The sequence below is a fragment of the Endozoicomonas sp. ONNA2 genome, assembly GCF_024606365.1.
Lineage (GTDB): Bacteria > Pseudomonadota > Gammaproteobacteria > Pseudomonadales > Endozoicomonadaceae > Endozoicomonas.
The window spans coordinates 1-11,865 of sequence record NZ_JAHHPO010001049.1 but is presented as its reverse complement, the minus strand read 5'-3'; the positions used below and the strand labels follow the sequence as shown (position 1 = coordinate 11,865).

Genomic DNA, 11,865 nt, shown 5'->3' with positions numbered 1-11,865 from the left:
GAGCGGCAAAGGACAAGCGAGAGCGGGAGCAAGTTTATGAAATATCCGGGCTAAGGAGGTGTCTGGAAATAACTTCCCTATTTTCATTACCTGACTGGACTGAGCTTGTCGAAGTTCGGTGAACGGAAATAGGGGACTTATTAAAAGACAATTCCCAAGCGATTTCGCTATCAAGACAGAGACAGGAAAGTAAAACTTAAAAATACCTCTGCTTTCTGTTCGTGCTTCTGAGTGAACCGAAGCAATCTGAAAAGTAGAACAGATTGTCGGATAAAGTTTTCCTCGCTCTTGGTAAGCGGAAAACTGTGACAGCGTAGCCGTGTGTCGGCTATCTGGGGAGGATGTCAACGAACCATGTGCAAAAAATGCATGTGCTTTTCATATTGATCGATAATATCACCAATCACCTGGTCACTGGTCCAGCCCATAATGTCGTAACCCTGGCCGCCTTCTCTCAGGAAAACTTCGGCACGGAAGTATTTGCGTTTTTCTTCATCTTCCTCATCCAGCATAAAACTGGGCTGCAGGTAAGAGCGGGGCGTCACTTTGTAAAAGAAGTCTACTTCGTCGCCGTGGAGTACCACCAGGCTGGGAATCTGTTTTTCGGTATCCAGCTGAATCGTGCTTTCTACCCCCTGTTTGCCCAGTTCTGAGGCGACGGACTCCATTGCCGGAAGAACCACATCCTGAATAAAGCGATTGACATGGGCCCGACGGGGAAAGCTGACCATCGTCGCCAGCCGGTTCTGCCAGGGAATCGGTTTATGACCCACTTTGGGGGTGAGTGTGGTTCTTTCCAGGCTTGCTCTTTTGGCAGCATCAACAGCCAGCGCTTTGAGCAAGCCATACGCCGACACCAAAAGAACGATGGAAAAAGGCAGGGCAGACGCTATGGTCACGGTCTGCAGGGCCTTCAGGCCACCGGCCAGTAACAGTACCATGGCCACCACACCAATCAGGCTGGACCAGAATACCCGCTGCCAGATTGGCGTTTTGCTGTTGCCCCCGGAGGCGAGCATATCCACCACCATGGCGCTGGAGTCGGAGGAGGTGACAAAAAATATGACGACCATGGCGATGGCTACCACTGAGAGTGCATTGGAGAACGGGAAATATTCCAGAAACCTGAACAGGGCAATGGGTACATCTGTTTCTACCGCCTGACCCAAACCTGCCATTCCCTGGTTCATGATCATATCGATAGCGGTATTGCCAAAAGCGGTCATCCAGATCAAAGTCAGGCCCGTTGGGACAAACAGCACGCCGGTAACAAACTCACGGATGGTTCTGCCCCTGGAAATACGCGCAATAAACATCCCGACAAACGGTGACCAGGAGAGCCACCAGGCCCAATAGAACAAGGTCCAGCCGCCAAGCCAGTCGGTGGGCTCATAGGCGTAGAGATTGAAGGTTTTACCGACGATGTCAGACAGGTAACCACCGGTATTTTGCACGAACATCTGCAATAACAGAACGGTGGGTCCGAGCAGTACCACCAACAATAATAACATCAGTGCCAGGATCAGGTTTGCTTCAGACAGGCGTCGGATGCCTTTATCAAGGCCTGTCGCCACAGAGATGGTGGCCAGTGCGGTGATGACCACAATCAGAATGACCTGTACATGTGTATTGATGTCCACACCAAAGAGGTAGTTCAGCCCCGAGTTAACCTGTAAAACCCCATAACCCAACGCTGTGGCGACACCAAAAATGGTGCCCAATATGGCAAACACGTCAATGGTATGACCAAAAATGCCATAAATGCGGTCACCGATGATGGGGTAAAGGGCGGAACGGAGCGTCAGCGGCAAGTCATGGCGGTAACCAAAAAAGGCCAGAATCAGGGCCACGATGGCATAAATCGCCCAGGCATGAAGACCCCAGTGAAAGAAGGTGAGCTTCATGGCTTCCCGGGCGGCTTCCACCGTACCTGGCTCACCCAGGGGGGGAGAAAGGAAGTGCATAACCGGTTCGGCAACACCGAAAAACATCAGGCCAATGCCCATGCCGGCGGAAAAGAGCATGGCAAACCAGGAACCAAAGCTGAATGAAGGTTCAGCATGATCGGGACCCAGTTTTATATCACCGTATCGGGATAGCCCCAAAAAGGCGACGCACAGGAGGATCAGGGCGACGGCCATGACATAAAACCAACTGGCGTTCATCATGATGCTGGACTGGAGATGATTAAAACGGCTATTGGCGTCTTCAGGGAATACAACCGTATAGCCAACCAGGATAAGTATTAAAATGGCTGAACCAAAAAATACCGGAGGGTTGATGGTTTGCCCGGAAGGCATCGGATTTTGCGGTTGGGACATCTTTCAGGCTCTTGCTTAATGGTCAAAATTATTTGGAACTGTATGCAAGAAGTCCTTCAACACTCTGGCGGGAACAACATCATGAACAGCGTCATGAAGAGTCATGAAGAGTCATGAAGAGGATCCTGTGTACAACTTTAATAGGAGTCTAGGTGAAATATATTAGAGTTCAAACTATTTGAGATCAAATTGTGTTTGTGTTGCTGTTTATTTTGTGGCAAATAAGCACACGAGTTTTCTAAATTGCTTCGATGAGTAAATTGTATGACTGAATCATGTTACTGGACTAACGTGCTTATTTCGCTCAGGCGCATCATACGAGCAACGGATCTGCACTCAAAACGTATGATCAAAGCCTGTGGCCTGACAACGCCTCAGATCATGGTGTTGAAGGCAATCAGTGATCTCGGTGATGTGACGGTCAAGCGGATTTCCCAGGATGTCTCCCTGAGCCAGGCGACAGTCACCACGATTTTGAATCGTCTGGAAGAACGCCAGTACCTTGAGCGAGTCCGAGGTGCCAGTGATAAACGAATTGTTAACGCACGGCTAACTGAACTCGGACGCTCGGTATTGGCAACAGCGCCGGCGTTGTTGCATGAAAAATTTATTGAGCGTTTTGAGGCTCTGGAGCCTTGGGAGAAAACGCAGGTTCTCTCTTCTTTGCAACGGGTTGCCGCCATGATGGACGCTGAGTCCATTGATGCCGCGCCAATTCTCGATATTGCCGGGACAGAATCCTGATTGTTGGTCTTTTTCTCTGAGGATATGGCCGGTGGATGGGTGAAAGTAATTTGAAATCTAAACATTAGAAGTGTAAGTTATGGTCCCGTTGATGTCCGGAAAAAAACGGTTAATTACCTGGATTCAGCAAGGCGCTGTCCGGTATCAGGAATGGATGAATAACAAGATGAATAACAACAGGACTGCACATGCTAAAAAGAAGATTTTCTGCCGCTGCCCTACTGGTTTCCCTCCCGTTTGCCGTCGCTGTTTCGGCGGATGAATGTGGTGACGTCACCATTGCCGATATGAACTGGAACTCGGCAACGCTGATTGCTCACGTCGACCAATTTATCCTGCAGAATGTCTTTGGCTGTCACGTTGAGCTGGTTCCCGGTGACACCATGGCGACAGGTACCTCCATGGTTGAGAAAGGCGAGCCGGATATCGCCCCGGAAATGTGGAGTAACTCCATGAGGCAGGCTTTTGATAAAGGTGTCGAGGAAAAGCGCCTTCGTTATGCCGGCAATACGCTTTCCGAAGGTGGTGAGGAAGGGTTCTGGGTGCCGAGATATATGGTAGAAAAAGACCCGGACCTGAAAACCATCAAGGGGATCAAAAACCAGTCAGCCATCTTCAGGCATCCGGAGGATGCAAGCCTGTCCGCTTTTTACGGGTGTCCGGCCGGCTGGAACTGTCAGATCAATGCTGCCAATTTGTTCCGGGCGCTGGAACTGGAGGAGTATGGGTTTGACCTGGTTGACCCGGGTTCCGGGGCTGGTATGTCCGGTGCCATTGCCAAGGCCTATGAGCGGGGAGAAGCCTGGTTTGGCTATTACTGGGCACCCTCAGCGGTACTGGGCAAGTATGACATGGTCAAGGTGGATTTCGGTTCTGGAGTTGATATTGATGAATTCATCAACTGTACCACCAAAGAAGATTGTGAGTCGCCCAAAGTCACGATGTATCCCCCATCGCCGGTCAACACCATCACCACCGAAGGTTTTGCTGTGCGAGCCCCTGCGGCCTATGAGTACCTGACCATGCGCTCATTTACTAATCAGCAGATGAATGAGCTGTTGGCCTGGATGGAAGAGAATCAGGCGGATGGTGAGATTGCCATGGAGCATTTTCTGACTAACTATGAAGCGCTATGGTCCCAGTGGTTGCCTGCCGATGTGGTGGCAAAAGTAAAACAAGAGCTTGCGGCTCTTTGATGTCATCACTTGCATTTCTCTCTCACAATAAAGGCTAAGGTGTATGGCTAAGGAATCCTGGGTGACTGAGTTTCCGGATATGGAACGCAGCGACCTGATCGCTTTACGGAAGACTCTGGATGGTGCCTACCGGGAATTTTCCCGGGAACATGGCGATCTGATCGAGTCGTTTTTTGACCCTTTACTCGCATTTCTGGTCTGGTTTGAAAACCTGTTAATCGGTGCTCCCTGGTTATTGATACTGGCGGTTATCATCGGTTTGGCTTACGCTGCCAGCCGTTCCTGGAAGCTGTGCCTCGGCGTTGTCGGTGCCCTGCTCACCATTGGTTATTTTGGTATGTGGGAAAATACCATGAGAACCCTGAGTGTGATCACGGTATGTACCTTGCTCTCGCTGGTGCTGGGGATTCCTGTCGGTATTGCCATGGCCCGTTCTGACCGGGTCCGGAAGCTGGTGACGCCGATGCTGGATATCATGCAGACCATGCCGGCATTTGTTTATCTGATTCCTGTGGTGATGTTGCTGGGGATTGGCAAGATTCCCGGGGTGATAGCGGTGGTGATTTATGCCATACCACCGGTCATTCGACTGACCAACCTGGGGATTCGCCTGGTGGATAAAGAGGTGCTGGAAGCGGCTACGGCTTATGGTGCCAGCCCATGGCAACGGTTATGGGGCGTTCAGCTGCCACTGGCAATGCCCACTATTATGGCCGGAATTAACCAGACCATCATGATGGCACTGGCCATGGTGGTGATTGCCTCCATGATTGGCGTCAAGGGCCTGGGGCAGCCGGTACTGAAATCCATCACCAATCAGTATTTCACCCTGGGGCTGTTGAATGGTCTTGCCATTGTTGCGCTGGCGATCATCTTTGACCGGGTTTCCCAGGCTTATGCCCGCAGAACCCAGAAACATTCGGGAGGTGCCGGGCATGCATAACAGCGACAAGACAAGGCCCCTGATCCAGATTCGTGGCCTGTACAAATTATTCGGGAAGGAGCCTGAAAAGGTGATGTCGCGGGTTCATGGGGGAGAATCCAAGGATCGGATTCTGGCGGATACCGGGCATACGTTGGGACTCAGGGATATCAACCTGGAGGTCAGGGCGGGGGAGATTTTTGTGATTATGGGGCTATCCGGCTCCGGTAAGTCCACCTTGATTCGCCATTTTAACCGTTTGATCGATCCCACTGAGGGGGAGATCCTGGTGGATGGCACTGATATTACCGGGTTTTCTGCCAGAGAGCTGGAAAGCTTTCGGCGTCAAAAGATGTCCATGGTCTTTCAACGTTTTGGTTTGATGCCGCACCGGACCGTGATAGACAATGTCGCCTATGGTCTGTCGGTTCAGGGTGTCGCCAAAGCCGAGCGACTGAAGAAAGCGGCGCAATGGCTGGATACCGTGGGGTTGGCGGGTTATGAACAACAATATCCCTCCCGGCTTTCAGGGGGGCAGCAACAGCGGGTTGGTCTGGCCAGGGCACTGTGCACCGATGCGGAAATTCTATTAATGGACGAAGCTTTCTCCGCCCTTGATCCTCTGATTCGCAGTGAGATGCAGGATCAGTTAATCGGGTTGCAGAGTAAACTTCAGAAAACCATTGTTTTTATTACCCATGATCTTGATGAAGCACTGAGGTTAGGTGATCGTATCGCCATTCTGAAAGACGGTGAGCTGGTTCAGCAGGGGGCTCCGGAGGATATTCTGTTGAATCCGGCCACGGATTATGTTGAAGCGTTTGTGAAGGATGTGAACCGGGCCCGGGCATTGACAGTAGAAACGGTGATGAAACCCCCGGCCTGTCGAATTACGGCAGAAACCATTGATGAAGCCTTGAATCAGATGAAAAAGACCTCTGAAGATTTTGGCTATTACGTTAATGATGATGGCTACCAGGGTGTTATTCTCCAGCAGACCCTTGAGCAGGCCATGCAAAAGGGGAATCACAAGAAGGTAACCTCCATATTGATTGAGACGGTTCCAGCTATTCAGGCAGACTCAATACTGGAGTCCGTTATTCCCGATACCCTGGATACCGACTTTCCCCTGCCCGTGGTTGATGACCATGGACAGCTGCAGGGGCAGCTTTCCCGGTCCAGTCTCGCTGAAGTTCTTGGGGATGTTGCCACAAGTCAATAGTGAGCCAGGCTCTGCAACCGGTGGCACCTCGTTACCACGGTCAGAGGATGTTGCAATAAAAGCCTTGAACCACAAAGGCACGAAGACACAAAGGAAGCTTTTTTTGTTTGCCGGGCATAGCCCTGGCAAACCCCAAAAAAACTTTGTGTCTTCGTGCCTTTGTGGTAATGCTTCCAAGACTTTCGTAACAGCCTCGGAACTGCGTGGCAATGTACTGCCGAACCCCATTGGTCGATGCAAAATTATGAGGTGTCGGTATGCATTCATAAGTGGAGCGAGGGAGTGCGTTGTGTGGGTGTTAGCACTTTTTTGTACTTCAGGCATAAACGTAAGATTGAATTTTTTTGGTTTCCTGTTGTCAAAGTCTAAGCGCCACAAATCAAATAGATATCTAAAGTACCTTTAAAACCAAAGGTACACGTACTTAACTCACTTATAAGGATAATTTGAAATGATTCCCTCTAAAATTAACAGTTGTACACTCCAATTACCGCCTGAAGATAAATCTCCTCACCCGGACCGGCACAAGAATGATCCGAAACTATATGCACGTAATCAGAGAGGTGTCTTAGTCGGATATCAAAAGGCTATGGACATAAGTTGCGGATATCATCAGGTGAGTGAGGATAATACCAAATATTGCAGTGAATCGATGAAGCATTCCGGTTTTAACTCATTTCGGGAAGCATTAGATTCTGGCACACCGTTAGAGGACAGGGCCGCCGAGATAATCTCTAGTAAAATCCTTAAAGTGATTCCATATGCGAAATACTATTATTCTCCAGGTTACACCCCACTCGTCTATGACACTTATGAAAAATGGAACCAAAGATTTGCTAATGAGGTTAAGGATGGAATGGCAGAGATCGTCGTTGACGTTGAGAAGCTGAAGCGTTCAAACCCAAATGTATTCGCTAAATTTTCTGAACAGCTGCGATTCAGTGATGAAGTTCGAGCAATGTGCCTGGCATCAGAAAGCCCGCAGGAGCGGGCTTGTTAGTTAGCCGGAACGACGGGTAAAGAGTTGCTTGTTATTGCTGGCTTTCACCATGTCGGTCAGGATGACACCCGCCTCTTGCAGAAAGGCATCAGGCTCTTTGTCTTTTTTCTTCTGTTTCTGTTCCTGGTTGTTGATTTCCTCCAGCTCATCCAGATTGTTCAGCAAGGGCTGGCCTCTGGATTTGCGCAAGCGATTTTCAATGGCCAGTCGCTGGCTGCGCATGGTTTGCAGCTCCAGTTGTCGTCTTTCCTGGTTCAGGGAGACCTTTTTCTGGTTTTCATAATGTTCGAAATAGTCCTTCATCTCATGAAGGTAGACAAAGTCAGCATTTTTTCGGGTGCGGAATTCATGCTTTTTCTGTAGCTCCGGCAGGTAAGGGCTTAAATTGGCATAGGGTCGGTAGGATACCGGTGAGATATTGTCCCATGGCAGGGCATCCGGCAGCGTGTCTTCACCAATATCCCGGCCATCGTAGAGAGAAGGGAAGATGATATCGGGTATCACGCCACGATTCTGGGTACTTTGGCCAGAAATCCGGTAGAACTTGGCCAGGGTTAGTTTCAGCTGTCCATGGTTCAGGGGCTGGATGCTTTGTACGGTACCTTTGCCGTAACTCTGGCTGCCAACGATCAGTGCCCGGCCATAATCTTGCATGGCCCCGGCAAAAATTTCTGAAGCGGAAGCGCTCAGGCGGTCAATCATCACCACCATGGGGCCATCGTAAAGCTGCTCTGCGTCCGGGTCTTCCTGTCGCTCTGAGCGACCGCGATTATTGCGCACGACAACGGTAGGCCCTTTATCGATAAATAGCCCGGTTAACTCGTTGGCTTCCTGCAAAGAGCCACCACCATTACCGCGAAGATCGATAATCAGGCCATCCACTTTCTCTTTCTTTAATTTTTCCAGTAGTCTGCGGACGTCACGGGTGGTGCTTTTATAGTCAGGGTCCCCGGCCTGGGCTGCCTTGAAGTCGATGTAAAAGGTGGGTAATTCGATCACCCCGATGCGACTGATGCGACTGGTCTTGCCACTCATGGGTACGTCGATAATCTTGCTGGCTGCATCCTGCTCTTCGAGTTTGACCCGATCCCGAACAATATCGTAAACCCGGGTGCTGCTGTCGTTGCTGCTGCCGGGAATAATCTCCAGGCGAACCAGGGTGTGTTTGGGACCGCGAATCAATTTGACCACATCGTCCAGACGCATGCCCACCACATCTTCGAGGTTGCCTTTCTTGCCCTGGGCTACGCTGACGATTTTATCACCGGGTTTCAGTTGTCCGGCTTTCTCCGCGGGGCCGCCGGGTACCACACTGACCACCTTGGTGTATTCATCCTCGGCAGAAAGTACGGCACCGATACCCTCAAGAGAGAGGCTCATGTTGATATCAAAGTTTTCAGCGGTCTGGGGAGAGAAGTACTGGGTATGAGGATCGTATATACCGGCAAAGGCGTTGATGTAGGTCTGAAAGGCATCTTCGCTTTTGCTCTGGTGCAGCCTGCGCAGCAGGTTGGTATTTCTTCTGCGCAGCTGATTGATAATCTCTTCGTCGGTTTTATTGTTCAGCTTCTGGCTCAGTACGCTGTCTTTAAACTGCTTGATCCAGAGCCGTTGCTGGGCTTGTTTGCTGGTAAGCCAGGGTTCATCCTTGCGCTCAATCACCAGCTCTTCATTTTTCTTGAGATTCAGGTCTTTAATGCCCAGTTCTAGCTGTTTGAGCATGAAGCGTGCACGTTCTTCTGCCCGTTCACGGTGGCGGTTGAAAATGGCGAAGGCGGGATTGAGGTCGCCGCTTTTCAGAGAGTCTCCCAGTTTTTTCCGATATGGTTCAAATTCCTGAATGTCGGACTGCAGGAAGAAGCTTCGGTTCGGGTCCAGTCGATCCAGGTAGCGATCAAACACCTTTTCCATATTGCTCTGGTCCAGGGGGATTTTCCGGTAGTGGCTCCTTGAAAGCAGTTGTACCACATGAACACTGGCAATGGCCTGCTGCAGATTAGGCGACAAAGTGGGTACTGGCTGGCTGATGTCCTTATCGACGGCCTGAGCGAGATTGCCTGAGAGAAGTGCTGTGAAAAGCAGCGCTGAAAAGAACAGCTGTATTCTTTTGGCTGGCTGCAGTTTCGATATCATAGAGGCATTTGCTCCGTGTTATTCTGTCTGTTGAAGTGTGCCTTCCTGGCTAACGATAAAACGCTTTTCATTAATCAAGTCAGGCCCTCAAACTCTTGAATACCCCGAAAGGATGAATACAGCATAATACAGTCACATGATGGATGACAGCCGTTGGCTTTGATATTCTGAACATCTTATGTCAATCAGGCCATTAATCCCTGGCCAGTTAAATGCTTGGGTAAGCGCTATTCCATCAAGGCTATTGGAAAAAATCAATGATTCATTTGGCAGGAGTGGGGACAGCAAGGCAACAGGTGGACACAGGAGGGTAGTCTGTTGAGACTTCTTTTGAGTCCTCTGTTGAATATATAGTCGGTCTGTTCAGGTGGAATGAAAGTCAATGGTAACCTTTGATATAACCGCCAGTCTTATCGAATGACTTTGCGCCAGGCAGCGTTGCAGAAGCCTTTAGCAATATCGGTCGAATCATTGGAGTCTGAGAGTCTACCCGGAAATAGACTGCCACCCCCTCTCTCTATGGGCGCTGATCTCGGACAGCCTCCTGGTAGCTGAACAATTATTTCGTCAATGGCAGTTCGGTCAGGGCCATAAAATGGGACAGCGTTTTGCACAGTTCGAAGGCATCCTCACTCCCGGCCAGCTCCCTGATGGAGTGCATGGCAAATGTTGGCAATCCAAGGTCCAGTGTGCGTACGCCCAGCACACCAGCGGTCAGTGGGCCAATGGTACTACCACAGGCCATATCGGTTCGGGTAACAAAGTGCTGAACTTTGCTGCCGATCCCCTGGCAGAGGGTGCGATAAATTGCTGCGGTTTCATCATTGGTGGCATAACGCTGATTGGCGTTGACTTTGATAACAGCCCCGTAATTCAGCTTCGGAGCATGATGGTCGTCATGTTTGCTGGCATAGTTGGGATGGATGCCATGGGCATTATCCGTGGAAATCAGCATGGAGCGGTCCATGGCCCGGGTCAGTGACTCACCGGTGCCATACATTCTTTCGAGTACGCTCTTCAGGAAAGGCCCCTGGGCTCCGGTGGTCGAGACACTGCCAACCTCTTCGTGGTCATTGCATACCAGCAGGGCTGTGGCGCCTGATGGCTGGTGATGGATCAGGGACTCGAGGCCAACATAGCAGCTGAGCAGATTATCCAGGCGGGCGCTGGCAATAAAGTCATGGTTCAGGCCAATAACAGCAGCACTTTGGGTGTCATGGAACGAGAGGTCGAATTCAATCACTTCCTGACAGTCACTGTGCCCTTGATCTATCAGCTCTTGTTTCAGCAGATCCCGGAAATCGGCGGTCTTGCCATCGACCAGTTGGCACAAGACAGGTGGAATGTCGGTTTGTGGATTGACGGCACGGCCACTGTTGACCTCGCGGTCCAGGTGAATGGCCAGGCTGGGGATAATGGCGACAGGCCGTTTGAAATTGATCAGTTGATGGCAAAGCAGTTGCTGGTGGTTGAGGTATTGGACACGGCCAGCGAGGGAAAGGTCACGGTCGAACCATGGGTTTAACAGGACACCACCATAAACCTCGACACCGAGCTGAAAATAACTGTGCCTGGACAACTCCGGTTGTGGTTTTACTTTCAGGCAGGGCGAGTCGGTGTGTGCGCCCACCATTCTGGCACCTCGCTCAGGTTTGCCCATGGTAAACGCAATAATGGACGATTCATTACGGGTTACGTAATATTTCCCGCCTTCTTTGAGAGACCAGGATTCGGACTCACTCAATGGCTGGAAACCTGCTTTCTGAAGTTTCGCCACCATGGTGGCTACCCCATGATAAGGGGTCGCAGAGGCATTGAGGAACTGGATAAGTTCCTGATTGAAATGTTCTTTGCTCATGGCGCTACCGTGTTGTTCGTTTCCTTGTGCGACACATTATTGCACTACACAATGATGCAGGGTAAACCTTTTTCAGTTCGGCTGGAAAAGAATGTTTGCCTGCCATCAACTGCCAGCAGATAGTTGTTTTTGACCAATGAAAAGCTCAAATTTCAGGATTGAAAAATACTGCCCCGGGTCACTCAATCAAGCAGCCGTATGAGCCTGTTTTTGATTACCAAATCCGTCGTAAAGCATCGCCTGATCGGACCGGGCCGCGCAGGCGTAGAGCGCTCCGCTTGAGTTTTTGTTCATTATTTACTACTTTTCACTGATCTCTTCTAGACCTACCGTTGGGCAGACGGGATGTAAAGTCTGCGGAGTTTGTGTGAGACTTGGGGAGCATGGGGCCAGGAGGCTGTCCGAGAATAGCGTCCGTAGCGAGGATTGCGAGAAATTGAGGCTAAAAATTGCTGATTCTGAGGAGAAT

General features: G+C 50.3%; 8 protein-coding genes. 5 read left to right on the top strand and 3 right to left on the bottom strand.

Annotation, left to right across the window (positions count from 1 at the left end; translation table 11 throughout):
- Positions 1-344: 344 nt before the first annotated feature.
- Complete coding sequence (locus KDK14_RS18585) at positions 345-2,321, bottom strand: choline BCCT transporter BetT (RefSeq protein WP_257266694.1); 1,977 nt, start codon at positions 2,319-2,321, stop codon at positions 345-347.
- A 264-nt stretch (positions 2,322-2,585) separates the two neighbouring features.
- Here KDK14_RS18585 and KDK14_RS18580 point away from each other — a divergent pair, with 264 nt between their 5' ends.
- The 5 genes from KDK14_RS18580 to KDK14_RS18560 all read left to right on the top strand — a co-directional run bounded on the left by KDK14_RS18580 (position 2,586) and on the right by KDK14_RS18560 (position 7,405).
- Complete coding sequence (locus KDK14_RS18580; RefSeq protein ID WP_257266693.1) at positions 2,586-3,065, top strand: MarR family winged helix-turn-helix transcriptional regulator; 480 nt, start codon at positions 2,586-2,588, stop codon at positions 3,063-3,065.
- Positions 3,066-3,253: 188 nt separating this feature from the next.
- Positions 3,254-4,261: an ABC transporter substrate-binding protein gene (locus KDK14_RS18575; protein WP_257266692.1), complete on the top strand. Its 1,008-nt coding sequence runs from the start codon at positions 3,254-3,256 to the stop codon at positions 4,259-4,261.
- A gap of 43 nt (positions 4,262-4,304) precedes the next feature.
- Positions 4,305-5,204 (top strand): proline/glycine betaine ABC transporter permease, encoded by a 900-nt coding sequence (locus KDK14_RS18570; protein ID WP_257266691.1) that lies wholly within the window; start codon positions 4,305-4,307, stop codon positions 5,202-5,204.
- On the top strand, positions 5,197-6,405 hold the full coding sequence (locus KDK14_RS18565) for a glycine betaine/L-proline ABC transporter ATP-binding protein (RefSeq protein ID WP_257266695.1): 1,209 nt from the start codon (positions 5,197-5,199) through the stop codon (positions 6,403-6,405). Before KDK14_RS18570 ends, KDK14_RS18565 begins: the two co-directional genes overlap by 8 nt.
- 451 nt (positions 6,406-6,856) lie before the next feature.
- A complete protein-coding gene (locus KDK14_RS18560) occupies positions 6,857-7,405 on the top strand; it encodes a hypothetical protein (RefSeq protein ID WP_257266689.1) in 549 nt (182 codons plus the stop codon).
- Here KDK14_RS18560 and KDK14_RS18555 read toward each other — a convergent pair whose 3' ends face one another.
- Together KDK14_RS18555 and KDK14_RS18550 are read right to left on the bottom strand one after the other, a co-directional pair.
- The gene (locus KDK14_RS18555) at positions 7,406-9,538 is read right to left on the bottom strand and encodes a carboxy terminal-processing peptidase (RefSeq protein WP_257266688.1); all 2,133 of its coding nucleotides are present in this window, start codon (positions 9,536-9,538) and stop codon (positions 7,406-7,408) included. It lies immediately after the preceding gene.
- Between the two features lie 559 nt (positions 9,539-10,097).
- Positions 10,098-11,396, bottom strand: a complete 1,299-nt coding sequence (locus KDK14_RS18550) for a M18 family aminopeptidase (RefSeq protein ID WP_257266687.1) — start codon at positions 11,394-11,396, stop codon at positions 10,098-10,100.
- Positions 11,397-11,865: the final 469 nt, after the last annotated feature.